This is a genomic window from Kribbella koreensis (genome assembly GCF_039525325.1).
Classification (GTDB): domain Bacteria; phylum Actinomycetota; class Actinomycetes; order Propionibacteriales; family Kribbellaceae; genus Kribbella; species Kribbella koreensis.
In genome coordinates this window covers 290,508-307,924 of the sequence record NZ_BAAAHK010000004.1, presented here as the reverse complement: position 1 = coordinate 307,924, position 17,417 = coordinate 290,508, and the positions used below count along the sequence as shown (strand labels likewise).

Genomic DNA, 17,417 nt, shown 5'->3' with positions numbered 1-17,417 from the left:
TGGCTCTCCATCGGTTCGTTCCCGGTCACGGCGTTCCGGTCGGGCCGGCGGACGGCTGTGGCTGCGGTTGGGGCTGAGGCTGCTGCACCCCAGGTGGCAGGATCACGCCGCCGCTGGTCACCTGCGGCTGTGGCTGATTCTGGGGCACGGTAACACTGGGCGGCAGGATCAACGGCTGCGGATTCGGCCGCGACCACTCCGGGTTCATCGACGCCCGCAGCGCCGGGGCGAGCAGCGACGCCATCCCCTTCTCGAAGAACTTCAGCCCGAAGCCGGTCGCCATGTCGGCGATGCCGCCCTTCTGGAAGTACCGCCCGGCGCTGAAGCCCATCCCGATCGTGCGCAGCATGCCGATGCTGTTGGCGATCGCGTAGCCGGTGGCGACCGACATCCCGCCTTCGGCCAGCGCCTGCCAGCCGCCGACCGTGTGGGTCTTGCCGTCCTTGCCGGGGACCCCGAAGATCGCCGCGTTCATCGTGCCGTTCACGAATCCGGTCAGCGGCAGCATCAGCATGCCGAAGCCGTAGTCGAAGGTGCCGCCACGCCACTTGGTCGCGCTCGTGTTGCCGGCCCACTCGACCCCCCATTGGGCGGTGTTGTTGTTCGGCCGCTTGGTGGCCAGGCTGCCGCCGTCGAGGTTGCCCATCGTCTGCTTCAGGTCGCGCAGACCGCCGCCGAGCCGGGTCTCGGTCAACGCCGTACCGGCCACCGTGCGCAGCGTCGTACCGACGGCCGCGTTCATCAGCGCCTTGAGCGCGTCCGTGCCGCTGAACGGCTTGTTCTGCGCGTCGGCGATGATCGCCATGATGATCAGGCTGGCCGCGTAGTCGAGGACGAACTCGGTCCCGGCGGTGAGCAGCATCTTCTGGGTCAGCAGCCGCCCGTACGAGACGTAGTTCGCCTCCATCCGCAGCGGGTTGCCGCCTGCCTGCAGCGCCTTCGGGTCGAAGGTCCAGTAGGACTGCAGGTGCCACGGCTGCCGCTGGGCGTCGCCGATCCGCGCGTTCCAGCCGCGGAACTCGGTCATCGACCCGCGGAAGTCGAACTCGTTGCCGGTCAGGATCAGCCGGTTGTCGCGCAGTTCGAAGACCAGGCCGGTGTCGGACCGCTCGCCGACCACCCGGCCGTTGTTGTCCCAGATCTTCCACTGGCCGTGCAGCTTGTCGGTCTCCAGGTAGTTCGCGCCCGACGCCGCCCGCTCGCGGATGATCTTGTCGAAGTCGAACTCCTTCCACTGCGCCAGATCGCTCTGCCCGTTGGCGTCCACGTGGTACTCGCGGACCCGGACCGGGCGGCCGTCGCCGACGTGCTGAGGCGTCTCGAACCGCACCTCGCCCGGGTGTGTCGCGCCGTTCGGGGTGACGTCGCGGAAGTGCGTCGACTGCCCGTTCCACTGGTTCGACCAGCGGCCGGTGCCGTTGCTCCACCGCCGGTCGAAGGTCATCGCCGGGTCGACCCGCTGGCCGAACTTGTCGAACTCGGCGCTGTGCCAGTTGTTGTTGCCGGACTTCCACGACTCGACGTACCGGCCCTCGTCCAGCATGTGCCGGTCGCGGACCAGGTTGCCTCGGGCATCGAAGTCGCGGAACGAGTTGTCCCAGCTGATCGACTGGTCGCGCGAGCCCTTGAAGTGGAAGCGCTCGCCCCCGACCCCGGTGGCGTTGCCGTTCACGTCCAGCTCGCGCCACGTCCAGCGCGACCCGTCGGCCGGCCCGGTCGCCTCGATGTAGCGGGTCGGCGGGTTGTGCCCGTACGGCGGGATCTGGTGCGACGAGCCGACCAGGTTGCCGTGCGCGTCACGCTGCACCCAGATGTGGGTGTTGCCGGCCTCGGGGAACTCTCGGACCTCGCCACCGGGATGGCTCTGCCGCACCAGGATCCAGTCCGGCCCTTGGCCCGGCTGGTGCGGGCCCATCGACGGTTTGAAGTCCTGCCAGCTGTTGTTGGTGTTGTCGAAGATCCGCCAGCCCTTGGTGCCGTCGTTCTCCCACGACATGACCGCCCCACCGTTGGGGTTCGGGTGCGCGTCGGTCAGCGCCTCGACCTGGTCCCCGACCTTCAGCTTCGACCCGTCGTGCAGTTTGCCCTCGAACCGGACGAACCGGCCGTCCAGTCCGACGTCGACGAAGGACTCGTCGCCCGCGACGTACCGGACGCCGTGGCCCGGGTTGGTCGCACCGGTCGTCTCCCAGCGGTAGATCTGGTACCGGGCGTCGTTCGCGACGTGCGACACGTTGCCTTCCGGCACCGGGTTGCGCTGGATGTAGTCGCGGAACCAGACCGGCGGCCGCTGCTCGCCGACCCGGTGCGCGCTGAGGATGTCGTCGTTGGGCAGCTTCGTCCCGCTGCCGACCGGCTTCCCGGCCTTGCCCTGGATCTCCCAGCTACCGGGCCGTTCGAGTCCGTTCGCACCGGTCTCGAGCTTGAACTCCTTGTACTGGTTCGCGTGCTCGGTGCTGTTCCAGGTGCCCCACTTCTGCTGCGCGATGTCATCAGTGGTCTGACCGGGCAGCCTGACCCGGTCGATGAAGCCGTCGCCGAGCTTCTCCCAGGTCCGCTGACCCGAGCCGATCAGTCCGCCGTCGGCATCGAACCGGTTCCAGGTCCAGTTGCCGTCGGCGCCCCGGACGGCCAGCACATGGCCGGTGATCTCCTTCTCCGCCTTGCCCATCGGGCCGATCTGGTCGGCGATCGGGTTGTCGTACTTCTGCAGGCCCTGCTGGTAGTGGTGCACCTGGCGGCCGTTGTGGTCGACGTCCATCCACGAGTTGCCGCTGGTGTCGAACTCCCGCTTGCCCCAGTTGCTAACCCCACCGGCGTTGTCGTACGTCGCCCAGGTGGTCCGCCGGTTGAAGGTACCGAAGCCGAGCGTGTCGGTCTTGCGGAAGCTGTCCATGATCTCGCCGCCCGGCAGCCACCGGCGCTCGAAGACCTGGACCTCCTTGGCCGACGAGCTGATCAGCTTGATCTGCCCGTTGCCGACCCCGGTCACCTCGACCTTGCCGTGCTGGAAGACGCCGTCCGCGCTGGTCCCACCGGTCCGGGTCCAGGTGCTGTTGGCCCGGTCGACGACGTATCGGAACGGTGTGGCCTGCCCGTTGTTGAGCACCGGGAAGCCTTGTTCGGTGAGGTTTCCGGCCCGGTTGTAGACGTGGTACTCACCGTTGCGCGGGCTTCCGTTGAGCCGGATCTCGACCCGTACGTTGCCCTGGGCATCGACCGTGGCGTGGTACCGGTTCGGCATCGCCGTACCGGTGTTGTCGACGAAGGTGACGACGCCGTTCTGGTCGCGGGTGACCCGGCCGCCGAGCTGACTCGCGCCGAGCCCGTCGAGGTCGGTGAGCTGGCGGATCGGTACGCCCTGCAGGTCGAAGACGTCCTCGCCGCCGACCCGGCTGACGGTGATCTCGCCACGGGCCGCGTCGAAGTTCACCTGCCGGCCGGCGATCGGCGCGTACTGCGCGTCGACCCGTTGCGCCCCGGCCGTACCGATCTCGAGGAAGCCGTCCTCACCGTGCAGCGTGACGGGAACACCATGTGCCTGGTGGGCGCCGTTGGCGTCGTACACGTGGTAGTTGCCGCCATCGATCGCGCGGTAGCCGCCGTTGCCGGTGAGCTCGACCGTGCCTGGGCCGGGCGCGTCGGCGCCGGTCCGGATGCTCACGTTGCCGTGCACGTCGTGGACGACGATCAACTGCTGGCCAGGCTGAACACCCGGCTGGTGCAGCGGGATCCGCCGGTCGATCGCGAGACCCGCGTCATCGAAGGTCCGCGCGATGCCGTTGGCCGGATCGGTGAGCCGGAAACCGCCGCCCTGCAGGACATCCACCTGATGCGGCAACCGGGTACCGAGGTCGTCGATGAAGGAGAACGTGCCGTCGGTGCCGCGGTACAGGAAGACCTGTCCCGGGAAGTCGGCGTGCGCCACCCGTACGCCGGCGCCCTCCAGCAGACCGTTGTTGCCGAAGTACCGGATGTCCCCGAGGTTGTTGTCGACGACCATCAACTGGCCGTTGCCCAACCGGGTGACCTGCGTGTGCGGAACCGGGGCACCGTTGACGTCAACGACGCGGAGACCGCCGGCCCCGTTCGGCTCGGTGAACAACGCGCCGTGCAGGCCTTGCGGATCGGTGAGCCGCAGGCCATCCGCGGTGAGCACTCCATCCACGCCGTACCGCGCGCTGTTCCCCTGCGCGGTGTTGATCCGGAAGCCGCCGTCCGGCAGCAGATCGACCGTCGTCCCGGGAACATGCGTTCCCTGCAGATCGACCAGCCGTGCGCCGGCGGCTCCGTCGACCTCGATGAACCGGTCGCCCCGGAAACCCTGCGCGTTGAGAACGGAGGCCCCGTCGCCGAGGTGTGTGCCATCGGCGGCGTACCGCTGCATGCCGCCGTCGGCGTCGTAGATCCGGAAGCCGCCGTCGTCCAGCCCGCGGACCGCGACGTTCTCGGCGCCGTCGCCGAGCACATGCCACCCGTCGGCATCATGCGCGACGAACCGGTCGGTCGTCCCGTCGAGCTTGAAGTGGACCTCGGTGAGCGTGCCGCCGCTGTCGTAGTGGATCGTCCGGTTGCCCTCGACCACGTGGTAGCCGGTCGTGTTCGCTTCCGGCCTCGACCAGTAGCCACCGGCCCCCAGACCCTGCGGGCGTTCGTTGACCGACGCGATCCGCAGGTCGTCGAGCCCTCGCAGGAGCCCGTCGGCCGAGAGCCCCGGGTGCTGGGCTTCGAAGGTCTGCTTGGCCAGGACGAACTTCTCCTGGGCGGCGTGCAGATCGAAGTGCGCCCGGTCCCCGATCGACAGCCCGTTGGAGGTGCTCGCCGCGTTGGGGCCGTTCTCGTCGCCGTACCTCGTCGCGGCGGCGAAGTCGTCGTACGTCTTCTGCACCGCCTGGAAGTCGTCCATCCGGGTCAGCACGAGCGCGTCGGAGTCGCCGAGCTGCCGGAACAGGTTCGCCCGCGCCGCCATGTCGCTGCTCCACGTCTGGCTGACGTTCGTCGCGGCCTGGCGCCACGACAGCGGGTCGATCTTGCCGGCGAAGACATCGCTGTTGTGCAGTACGCCGGCCTTCAGATCGGTGGCGAAGTGCAGGTACTCCGAACCGCTCCACGAGTTGCCGAAGAACCGGACCCCGTTGAACCTGCCCTCGACAGTGACGGTGTCGCGGCCGGCGTTGCGGGTGATCGTGATGGTCAGATCGTCGGCGCTGTTCGGCTTGCTCACCTTGATCGTGTTGACCAGGCCGTCGTGGCTGATCGTCGAGGTCGCCGACACGTCCGTCATGCCCTGGAACTTGCGCAGCCCGTCGGCCGAGAACGCGTGCCCGAAGTCGTCGAAGGCCTGCTGCGACGAGAAGCCCGGCCACTCCTGGTGGATCAGGTCGTCGTACGTGCTCTGCGGCAGCTGCTCGGCCCGGACGGGGATGATTGTCAGCCCGTCCTCGACCCTGTTCGGGCCGGTCCGGACCAGGTTCGTCGGGGCCAGCGTGACCTCGAACTGGTGCGGGTTCACCGGCGGTGCGTCGGCCGCGCCGGGCTGGAAGTGCGGCGGGTACGCCGAAGCCAGCTTGGCGTGCTCACCCGGTACGTCGATCTCGAACACGACCCGGTTGGCCTTGGTGCCGTTCTGCGCCCAGGTGTGCTGGAACTCCATCCCGTTCGACGTCGACGACGGCAACCGCTCGACGAAGTTGTCCGCCTGCGCCGCCAGCGGATCGAGCGACATGCCGCGGTACAGGGTGACCCGGGCGTTCGGTCCGTGGAAGGCGAGATCGGTGGTGGTCCGGACGAAGTCGTCGACCTTCTCGACCAGGCTGTCCGCGTTGGTCATCGAGAGGTCGACATAGCCGCCGTACCCGCGATGCGAGGTGAAGGCGCCGTCGCGGACGTCCTCCATCAGCTTCAGCACGTTGGCATCGGTGGCCGCGGCCGCCAGGTGCGTGCGGGACAGATCGACCGAGCCGGTCCAGCGCGCGGCAGCGTCCGGACCGCTCAGGTGCGCCGGTACCACCGGAGCGGGCGCGTTCGCCGTCAGACCCTGATCCAGCTGCCGGAAGGCGCCGGTCGACCGGTCGAAGCTCAGCGCGCCCTGCGGGGAGGCGATCGTGATCGTGTCGCCGTTCGCCTTGACCGGCCAGTTCCCGCCGAGTCCGTCGTCGAACGTCCCCGCGTAGATGTTGCCGGTGAAGCCGTCCTCACCCATCTCCAGCCACCGGCCGGCGAGGGGGCCGTGAGTCAGCTGGACCGACTCGCCGGACAGGGTGAGCGAGCCGTTGCGCATGACCCGGTACTCCCAGGTGTGCGCCGGCGTGAAGCCGTCCGGCCCGGCCTTGCTGATGGTCAGCACGTTGCCGGTCTGATGCATCTGGACCGACGAGTGCACCCCGCCGACGATCTGCGCCTGGCCACCCTGCACCCGGATCTGCACGTCGGCCGGCAGGTCGTGGGTCCGGACCGGGCCGCCGCCCATCGGGTTGTGCCGAACGCTGCCGCCGACGCCGGTGGTGGTCTCTCGCATGCCACCGACCAGGCGCGGCCGGTCCGCGATCGAGGCCGACAACAAGTCGTCCAGTTGCTGCTGCAGCCCGTCGAACTGCACGCCGTGCTTGGCGTCGAACGCGTTCTTCGCGAGGTCGAGGTTGTGCTGCGCGGTCTGCAGCTCGATCCGCGCCTGGTCACCGAGCGCCGGACCACGCGAAGAGCCGTCGGGACGTCCGCTCAGTTCGTCGTACTTGGCCAGCGCGGCCCGGTACTCGTTCTGGGCCTTCTGCACCCTGGTGAAGTCGTCCACCCGGACGGTGAGATCCGCCTCGGTGTCGCCGGCCCGGCGGAACACGTCGAGCCGGGCCGCCGAGTCGGCGTTCCAGATCTGCTCCATCGTCTGCTTGGCGGCCGGAGCGCCCTTCCACGAGGCCGGCTCCATCCGGCCGGCGAACAGGTCGCTGTTGTGCAGGACGTTGCCGCGCAGGTCGGTGGCGATGTGCTTGAAGTCGGTCTTGCTCCAGGTCTGGTCGAAGGTCGTCATGCCGTCGGACGCGACCGTCACGCGGACCGAGTCGGCCTCGGCGTCCCGGAGTACGGTGATCTTCAGCTCGCCCTCGAAGCCCGGCTTGGTCCCGGTGATGGTGAGCCGGTCGCCGCTCTTGACCGTCGTGGTGGTGATGTCCTCCAGGCCGGTGAACTTGCGCAGGTTGTCCCGCTCGAACGACTTCGCGAAGTCGGTGAAGGCGTCGGACGACTTCATCCCCGGCCACCTGGCGTTGATCAGGTCGCTGTACGCCGACGGCGCGATCGCCTCGGCCTTGACCGGGATGATCGTCATCCCGTTCTCGAAGCGGTTCGGGCCGGTCCGGACCAGCGTTGTCGGGGCCAGCGTGACCTCCCACTGGCTCTGGTTCCACGCGCGCGCCTCGTCCAGCCCTGCCTGGTAGCCGGGCGGGTAGGACATCGACAGCTTGCCGTGCCCGGCCGGTACGTCGATCTCGAAAACGAACCGGTTGCTCGCGACGCCGTTCTTCGCCCACTCCTCCTGGAACTTGATGTTGTTGGAGGTCGAGCTGGGCAGCCGGTCGACGAACTCGTTCGCCTTGGCGCTGGCCGGGTCCATCGAGACGCCGCGGTACAGGGTGATGTCCCGGTCGCCGCCCTTGAGCAGCAGGTCGCGGGTGACGTCGGAGAAGGTCTGCACCTTGCCGACCAGGGTGCCGTCCTCGAGCGCGAGCGGGTTCACGTACCCCTCGAAGCCGCGCTTGGAGGTGAAGGAGCCGCCCATGACGTCCTTCATCAGGTTCTCGACGGCCTTGTTCTCGGCGGCCGCGGTCAGATGGGTCCTGGACAGGTCGACCTGGTTGGTCCAGCGGACAGGGTCGCCGTGGATGGTGGCCGGCAACGCGGGCGCGGGCAGGTGCGACGTACTGGTCGGTGCCGGGCCGTGGAACGACCCGTCTCGGCCGTACCGCAGCGGGCCGCCCGGGGTGGCCACGAACAGTTCGTCGCCGACCACCTTCATCGGCCAGACGCCGCCGTCGCCGAGGGTCCCGTCCAGCTGGCCCATCAGTCCGCGCAGGTTGGCGACCTCGCCGGCCAGCGGACCGTCGGCCAGGTGGATGGTCTGGCCGGTCAGGTTCGGCCGGCCGAAGCCTTGCCGGAAGGTCCAGGTCGACAGCGTCTCGCCGCTGGCGCCCACCTGAGTGATGGTGATCTCGCGGCCGTTCACCGAACCGGTGAACTCGCCCGCCCGGGTGCCGGTGAACTGCACCGCGCCACCCTCGACCTGGTACGAGACGCCGCCACCCGGTACCTCGAACTGCCGGCCGGCGCCGGGCAGCTTGGGCCGCTTCACCGCGTCGCCGAGCTCCGCCTTCAGCTGGTCTGGATCCATGTCGTACTTGCGCTTGAAACCGAGCTTGGCGGTGTCGAGGTCGGCCCGGGCACCGTCGACGTCCATCCGGACCTCGTCGCCGACGGAGACGCCGCTGGCCGACGGGCCGTCAGGACGGGCGCCGTGCAGGTCGAGGTTGTCGACCGCATGCTTGAGGTTCAGCTCGCTCTGCTGGAACCGGGAGAAGTCCTCCATCTTCGCGTTGACCAGCGCGTCGGTGTCGCCGGGCTTGCGGAAGACGTTCGCCTTGGCGGCGAAGTCGGCGTCCCACTGCGCGCTGAACGTCTGCTTGTCCCACGCGGCCGGCTTCGACATCGCGATGAACACGTCGTTCTCGTGCAGCGTCCCGGCCCGCAGGTCGGTGGCGATACTGCTGAACTCGGTCTGGCTCCAGTTCCGGTTCAGCGTGGTCTTGCCGTCGGCCGTGACGGTGACGTGGACGGAATCGGCGTACTCGTTCCGGGTGATCTTGATGGTCATGTCGTGGCCCGGCAGACCCGGCTTGCTGACCGTGATGTCGCGGACCATGCCGTCGGTGCTCAGCTTCGACGTCACCGTGACGTCGGACATGTTGCCGAACTTCTGCAGGTGGGCCTGGTCGAACGCCCGGCCGAAGTCGTCGAACGCGTCCGCCGAGGACATTCCCGGCCAGCGCTCGCCGATCAGACTGTCCAGCTGGCCGGGCGGGATCTGCCTGGCCCGGACCGGGATGACGGTCAGCCCGTCCTTCACGAAGGAGTCGCCGGTGCGCTCGAACACGGTCGGCGACAGCGTCACCTCCAGCTGGTCCGGGTTGAAGGCGCGAGCATCCTTCAGGCCCTGCTGGTAACCCTCCGGGTAGGACAGCGCCAACTTGCCGTGCGCGGGCGGTACGTCGATCTGGAACACGACCCGCTTGCCGGGGTCGGCGCCCTTCGCCCAGGTCTTCTGGAACTCCCAGTTGGTCGACGTCGACACCGGCAGCCGCTCGACGAACTTGTTGCCCTGGGCACTGGCCGAGTCGATCGCGATCCCCCGGTAGACCCTGGTGGGAGCGATCGGGCCGTCGAACAGCAGCCCCTCGGCCACGTCGTTGAAGGCGTGCACGTCCTTCGTCAGCTTGCTGAGGCCGGTCTCCAGCACGTACGGATCGATGTACCCGCCGAAGCCCTTCTGCGAGGTGAACCTGCCCTCGTAGGCCATCTGCATCATGTCGCCGACGTCGTCCCACTTGCTGGCCGCCGTCAGGTGCGTGCGGGAGATGTCGGCCTGGGCCATCCACTTCGCGAGGTCGTCGCCCTCCAGGTGGACCGGCGGGATCGGGTCCGCCATCTTGCCCTTGACGCCGGGCTCGACGCGGACGAAATTGCCGGTGCGGTCGTACACCTGGATCCCGGACATCGAGGGCACGCTGTACTCGCCCTCGCCGGTGCTGTACTTGACCGGCACGTGGTCGCCGAGATCGTCCACCGCCCCGCGACCGAACGACCCGCCGCTCCACTCCGCGGTCAGCGCCCGGCCGTCGAACACATCGCCGCCGCCGTGCAGGACGAGCTGGTCGGTCTTCATCATCGGCCAGCCGAGATCGTTGAGCTCGTACTTCAGCGTCCGCAGAACGTTGCCATCAGCATCGACCTTGGTGACCGTCAGCGCCTTGCCGTCCAGCACGCCGCGGAAGTCGTCGACCCCGTCGCCGAGGAAGTTGACCGAGTTGCCTTCGATCTTGAACATCCCGTCGGTGCCCGAGATCGGCATCGGGCGACGCATGCCGGCGCCGGGCAGCCGCGGCCGGTCCTTCAGCGAGTCGAGCAGCAGGTTGTCCAGCTGCTGCTGGATCGCGTCGACCTTCATGCCGTGCTTGCCCTCGAAGGCAGCCTTCGCGTTGGCCAGGTCGGTCTCGGCCGCGCTCAGCTGGAGATGCGCCTGGTCGCCGATGTCCGGCCGGGTGGACGCGCCGTCGAGCCGGCCACCGTGCTGGGCGATGTCGTCGAGAGCGGCCTTGACGTTGCCCTGGGCGTGCTCGACCCGGCTGAAGTCGGCCATCCTGGCGTCGACGACCGCGTCGGTGTCACCGACCTTGCGGAAGACGTTGGTCTTCGCTGCCAGGTCGTCGGCCCAGGCCTTGTTGAACGCCTCGATGTCGTCGGCCCAGGCCTTGTTGAGCGAGGCGATGTCGTTGTCCCAGTTGCGGTTGAGCGAGGCCAAGTCGTCGCCCAGGCTGCCCTGGTCGACTGCTTTGCCCTTGCCCTTGACGTCGATGTGGACCGGCGGCGCGGCCTCCTCGGCCCAGCGCGCGGGCTGCGGCAGGTTGGTGAACTGCTCGTTGTTGTGCAGTACGCCGCCACGCAGATCCGTTGCCAGGTTGGAGAACTGCTGCCCGCTCCAGCTCTTGTCGAACTTGGTGGCGCCGTCCACGTCGACGGTCACCCGGACCGAGTCCGCGTCCGCGTTGCGGGTCACCGTGATGTGCATGTCGTGACCCTCGAAGCCCGGCTTGCTGACGGTGATCTTGTTGATCATCCCGTCGCCGCTCAGTACGGACTTCGACGTCACGCTCTCCAGGTCGGGGAACTGCCGCAGCGCGGTCAGCTCGAACGACTTGGCGAAGTCGTCGAACGCCGTCGCGGAGTCCAGCCCACCCCACTTGGCGTTGATCAGGTCGTTGTACGCCGACGGCGGGATCATCTCGGCCTTGACCGGGATCACCGTGATCCCGTTGTCCAGCGTCCGGTTCGCGCCGGTCCGGACGAACGTGGTCGGCGCCAGCGTCACCTCGAACTGGTCCTGGTTCCAGGCCTTCGCCTCACCGGCGCCGGGCTTGTACCCCTCCGGGTACGACATCGACAGCTTGTTGTGCGCGGGCGGTACGTCGATCTCGAAGACGACCCGGTTGCTGTTGACGCCGTTCTTGGCCCACTCGTCCTGGAACTTCACCGAGCTCGAGGTGGAGATCGGCAGCCGCTCGGTGAACTCGTTCGCCTTCGCCGCGGCCGGATCCATCGACACCCCGCGGTACAGGGTGATGTTGTCGGCCGGGCCCTTCGTGAGCAGGTCCTGGGTGACGGTGTGGAAGTTCTGCATCTTGCCGAGCAGCGTGCCGTCCTCGAGCGCCGTCGGGTTGACGAAGCCGCCGTAGCCCTTCTTGGAGGTGAAGCTGCCGCCGGCGACGTCCTTCATCAGGTTCTCGACCGGCTTGTTGGTCATCGCCTCGCCGAGGTGCGTGCGGGAGATGTCGGCCTGCGCGGTCCAGCGGGTCGCGTCGGTGCCGGTGAGGTGCGGCGGCGGTACCGCCTTGCCGAGCTGGTCGCCCGGGTGCGCGCCCGGTCCCTGGAAGAAGCCGTCGCGGTCGTACTTGAAGACGCCACCAGGTGCGGCGACGACGATACCGTCGCCTTCTGCCTTGACCGGCATGCCGCCGCGGACATCGTCGATGACCCCGTCGAGCTTGCCCGCGGTCCCTTCCAGACTGAGGAACTTGCCCGCCAGCGGCCCGTCGCCCAGCGTCAGCGTCTCGCCGATCACACTCGGCCGGAAGCCCGGCCGCAACGTCCACGAGTGCAGTACGTCGCCACCGTCGCCGAGCTTCTGGATCACCATGTTGCCGTCGGCACCGGTCTGCAGATGGAACTGATCCGCGCCCTCGCCCGACACCTTGAAGTTCCGGCCGTCCCGAACGACCTGTACGCCGTCCGCGCCCGGCAGGTCGACGCCACGACCGGGCCGGCCGCTGGCTCCGAGCAGGCCCGGGTTGAGCTTGAGGTCGGACTGTTTGAGCGCGGCCAGCCAGTCGGCCGTCGCGTCCGCGTCCAGGTTGTGCAACTGGGTGAAGGTGGCCTTGGCCTCGACGAGCTGCTGTTCGGCGAGGTGGATCTCCAGCCTCGCCTGGTCACCGACCGACGGTGCCTTCGACGAGCCGTCGACCCGGCCGGTCTGCGGCCCGAAGTCGCGCTTGATCGAGTCGAGCTCGATCTGGGCCTTCTCGACCGCGGCCCAGTCGTCCATCCGCTGCAGGACCTGGGCGTCGCTGAGCCCCTCGGCACGGAACGGCGTCGCCTTCTCCCACTGCCACGGCTTCGGGAAGTTGCTGAACTTCTCGTTGTTGTGCAGGACGCCACCGCGCAGGTCGGTGGCGATGTTGCTGAAGTCGGTCTTGGACCAGGTCTGGTCGAACTTGTTCGCGCCGTCCGAGGCGATGGTGACCCGGACCGAGTCGGCCTTCGGGTCGCGCATCACGGTGATGGTCAGGTCGTGGCCCTCGAAGCCCGGCTTGCTGACCGTGACGGTGTGGGTCAGCCCGTCGGTACTGGAGACCGCCTTCGAGGTGACGTTCTCCAGATCGGGGAACTGCTTGAGGGCGCCGAGCTCGAAGGACTTCACGAAGTCGCCGAACGCGGTCTCCGAGGACAGTCCCGGCCACTTGGCGGTGATCACCGACTCGTACATCGACGGCGGGATCTGCTCGGCCTTGACCGGGATGATCGTCATCCCGTTGTCCAGCGTCCGGTTCGGGCCGGTCCGGACCAGCGTGGTCGGCGACAGCGTCACCTCGAACTGGCTGGCGTTGATCTCGGGCGCGTCACCCTTCACGGCCTGGTAGCCGTCCGGGTAGGCCATCGACATCTTGCTGTGCCCGGCCGGTACGTCGATCTCGAAGACGACCCGGTTGGTGTTGACCCCGTTCTTGGCCCACTCGTCCTGGAACTTCATCGTGTTCGAGGTGGAGATCGGCAGCCGCTCGGTGAACTTGCCGGCCTGCGCGCTGGCCGGGTCCATCGACACCCCGCGGTACACGGTGAGGTTGTCCTCAGGGCCCTTGAAGGCCAGCTCCTTGGCGAAGTTCTCGAACTTGTGGACGTTGTTGACCAGTGAGCCGTCCCTCAGCGCGGACGGGTTGATGTACCCGTCGAAGCCCTTCTTGGACGTGAACGAGCCACCGGCGACGCCCTTCATGAACAGGTCGAGCTGCTTGTTGTCGGCGGCCAGGGTGAGGTGCGTCCGGGAGATGTCGGCCTGCGCGTTCCAGCGGACCAGGTCGTCGCCGGTCAGGTGGGCCGGCGCGGCCGGCTTGGGCAGGTCGTGCCCGGTCGACGGTCCGACGCCGTGGAAGCTGCCGGTCTTGTCGTACACCAGCGGTCCCTGCGGCGACGGCACGATCAGCCCGTCGTCGGTGAACTTCACCGGCAGGTGGTTGCCGCGCAGATCCGTCACCAGGGCCTTGTCGAACTGACCCATCGCGCCTTGCAGGCTGATCGGCTGACCATCGAACAGGCCGCCGTTCAGCGGGAACGACTCGCCGATCTGGTTCGCCCGGCCACCGAAGCCGAGCGAGTACGTCCACGTGTGCGCGGCCTTGCCCGCATCACCCATCTCGGTGATGGTCAGCGTCCGGCCGTTCAGCGTGCTGCTGAACGCGTCGGCCTTCGGTCCGCTGAAGCTGATCTGGCTGCCGTTCAGCTCGAACTTCATCCCGTTGCCGTTGGGCAGGTCGAAGCTGCGGCTGACCCCGCCGAGCAGGCGTGGCCGCTCCTTGAGCGAATCGATCGTCAGCTTGTCGAGCTGCGCCTGCAGGTTGTCGACGCTGAGCCCGTGCTTGCTCTCGAAGCTCGCCTTGGCGTTGGCCAGATCGTTCTCGGCCGCCCGCAGGTCGATGTGCACCTGGTCGCCGACCGCCGGCCCGGTCGACGGCCCGTCCAGCCGCTCGCCGTGCACGGCCACGTTGTCGAGTGCGTTGTCGAAGTGCGACTGGGCCCGCTGCACCTGACCGAAGTCGGCCATCTTGGCGTTGACCATCGCGTCGGTGTCGCCCGGCTGACGGAAGACGCCCGCCTTGGCGGCCAGGTCCTTGTCCCAGGCTGCGCTCAGGGTCTGGTTCTCCAGCTTGCCCTGGGCGTTGTAGTGGAACGTCAGGCCCTTCTCGTCGATCAGCTGGATGCCGCCGTTGTCGAGCTTGGTGATCTTGATGCCGGGGGTGATGTCGCCGGTCAGTGTGGTGGCGCGGAACTCGCCGCCCTTGGTCACGACGATGTGGTCGGTCGGCCGGAGTACGCCGTCGGTCTTGGTCAGCCGCAGGCCCTGGTCGATCACGATGCCACCGCTGTCGAAACGGGTGGTCTGACCGGTCGCCGTGTCGGTGAAGCGAAGGTTGCCCCCGGCAAGCACGTCCATCCGGCCGTCGGGCCCGCCGCCGTACAGGTTGTAGCTGCTCATCCCGCCTTCGGTCCGCTCGACCTTGACGTAGGCGCCGGGGCGGTCGGTGAGGCCGTGCAGCTGGATCTCGGAGCGGCTGGCGATCGTGTTCGTGCCGTGTCCGGAGTTGCCGATGTCGGCACCCTTGGCCAGCGAGTAGCCCGGGTCGTGTACGCCGGGGTTGTGCATGCCCGGGTTGTGCAGTGCCGCGTTGTCGAAGCCGTTGAAGCCCGGGGTGTGGACGCCCGGGTTGTTGTGCACGGCCGGCGCGGGCTGCGGATGCAGTGGGACGAGTTGGGTCTCGGGCGTCACGGCCTTGGCATCGAGGCTGTGGCCCGGTACGCCGACGTTGCCCGGCAGGTTCGTGCTCGGCACCGTCGTCGCCTGGCCCGCGTTGTGCGCGGTGGCCGGCTGGACGTGCAGGTCGGCGGCGCGGCTCGGGAGGTTGATCGGCTGGACGTTCACCGAGGGCACGGTCGGGGCGTTCTGGGCGCCGGCCAGGCCTGGGTTGTCGACCTTGATCGTCGCGGGCGCGGGGGGCTTGAAGTCGGCGCCGCCGTTCAGGTGGACGTTGACGTTGACGTCGGTACCGGCCGGCTTGGCGGTGTGGATCGACGGCGGAGTGACGCCTTGCGTCGTCGCGCCGGGGTTGTGGACGAGGTCGAGCGCTGCGTTGATCCGGTCGACGGCGGGCGGGTTCAGCGCGTGCAGGCCGTTGAAGTTCGCGGGGCTCGGCGCGTTCAGGACCTCGTCGATGCTGAGCTTGAAGTGGTTGGTCTGGAAGCCATGGGCCGCGCCTTCGCCGATCGACGTACCGAAGTGCGGGGAGACGGCCGGGGCGTTGTTGCGGATCGCGGAGCCGGCCAGGTCGCTCAGGCCGGCGGAGTTCGCGTTCGGGGTCGGGACGTGCAGCGAGCCGATGTTGTTCAGGCCGGGCGACTGCACGTTCACGTTGTTCATGTGCAGGGAGTTGCCGAACTCCGGCGTACCGACGTGCGGCGACGGGATGTTGGCGACGACGCCGTTCGCGCCGAGGTTCGTGTTGACGTGGACCGAGGGCGGGGTCGCGCCGGTGGCGACGTGGATCGGCAGGACCGGCGTACCGACCGCTGGCTGGGTCAGGTTGGCGACGACGTTGGACGGCATCTGCGGCGTACCGACGTGGGCCGACGGGATGATCGAGCCGCCGGGGACGACCGGGACGTTGGTACCGGCGTTGCTCGGGATGTGGATGCCGCCGGGCGTGGTGACGGTCGGCGTGTGCACGCTGACGCCCAGGTCGCCACCCTTGACCGGGGCGAAGTTGCCGGTCGGGATGTCGTCGATGGCGATGCTCACGTGACCCGCGTTGAACCCGGCGCCGGACACCTCGCCGAGGCCCTTGATGTTGAGCGGGATCATCTCGGGCGGGTTCATCATCGTGTGCAGGAAGTTGGTCTTGCCGCCGAGCGCGCCGCCGGTGGTCTCGATCGGGATGCCGGCGATCGACTTGCCGATCGCGCTCGTCATCGGCATCCCGAACACGTTCTTGCCCTGGATGCCACGGCCGATCACGCCGACCTTCAGAGCCTGGGTGAAGGCGCCGAAGTCCGTCATCCCGGCCAGCCGGAAGGCCCGGATCTCGTCCGCGGCCACCGGCAGGAAGATCCGGGTCCACTGCAGGTTGCCGAAGTGCGCCTGGACGAACTTGAAGGTGTTGCCGAGGCCGGTGGCGAAGCCCTTGCCGATCGTCCCCAGCCCGCGGAACAGGGTCGACGGCAGATTGGCGAAGCCGGTGCCGAGGTTCTTGATCCCGTTCAGCGCGATCTTGCCGAAGTTGTTGCCGAAGTTGGCCGCGTTGATCGGGAAGTTCCGGATGTTCTTGACGACGAACAGGCCGGTCTCCCTGATCGCGATGTTGGCCAGCATCGGCATGCTCTTCAGCCCGGCCAGCAGGCCGTTGAACAGGAAGTCCTTGCTGAAGACGTTCTTGAAGGTCTGGACGATGCCCTTGACGCCGGCCCCGATACCCTTGCCGATCGCCTTCACGATGCTGAAGATCGGCAGCGCCTTGGTGGTCGGCGCGATCAGGCCGAGACCGGCCAGGAACAGGTCCAGGAAGCTGGCGTCACCCTTGGCGACGTCGACGATGGTCTTGATGAACAGGGCCAGGTTGACGCCCAGCGCGATCAGCGCGATCGGGCCACCGAAGATCAGCGCTGGGATGATCAGGATGATCGCCAGCCACTTGAAGGCCTCCCAGAACACCTCGCAGTCCGAGATCGGCATCTTGATGTCCGAGACACCGTTGATCCGGCCGGCGTAGCTCGAGGCCTGCTCGGACTGGTACGTACCGGCGGCCTGCGCAGTGTTCTTGTGGGTCTCCCTGTCGGGGTCGTCCTCGGCCAGGCCCCGCCCGGCGTTCAGCGCGGCGTCGGCCTTCGCCTGCTGCTCGACGACCACGCCGCTCCACTCCCGCAGCGCGGTGGCGGACGACTCGAAGGCGGAGGCGACGCTCTCGACGTGCCCGCGCAGCCGGCCGTCGACCTTGCCGCGGAGGGCGTCGGCGGTGTCCCCGACGAACACGGAGTCGTCGTTCTTGTTCATCACGGCCTCGATCGCGGTGATGATCTCCCGCGCCTTGCCGCCCATCTTCTGGAACCCGTCGGCCAGCGCCTTGATCTTCTCGGGATCGCCCGGCGTGGGGTCGCCCCCCAGACCGATCGCATCCCAGTCACCTGGCCGCGGCATCCGAACCCTCCCTCACGCCGACAGTGGTCCCTCCGGAAAGTCCACGCCTGAGAGCGCTCCGAGGTTCAGTTCCGGGCCGGAAAACTATTTCTGAACCTGATCGCGGGCCGCCACGTGGACTGGGTGGAACCGTTTGGACAGC

General features: G+C 68.2%; 1 protein-coding gene. It reads right to left on the bottom strand.

The annotated features are described in order from the left end of the window. Window positions 1-25: 25 nt before the first annotated feature. Window positions 26-17,275, bottom strand: a complete 17,250-nt coding sequence (locus ABD116_RS09700; protein ID WP_343967171.1) for a hypothetical protein — start codon at window positions 17,273-17,275, stop codon at window positions 26-28. Window positions 17,276-17,417 lie beyond the last annotated feature (142 nt).

Coding starts and splice junctions, on each gene's coding strand:
- ABD116_RS09700 (WP_343967171.1), bottom strand. CDS start 17,275: ATGCCGCGGCCAGGTGACTGGGATGCGATCGGTCTGGGGGGCGACCCC.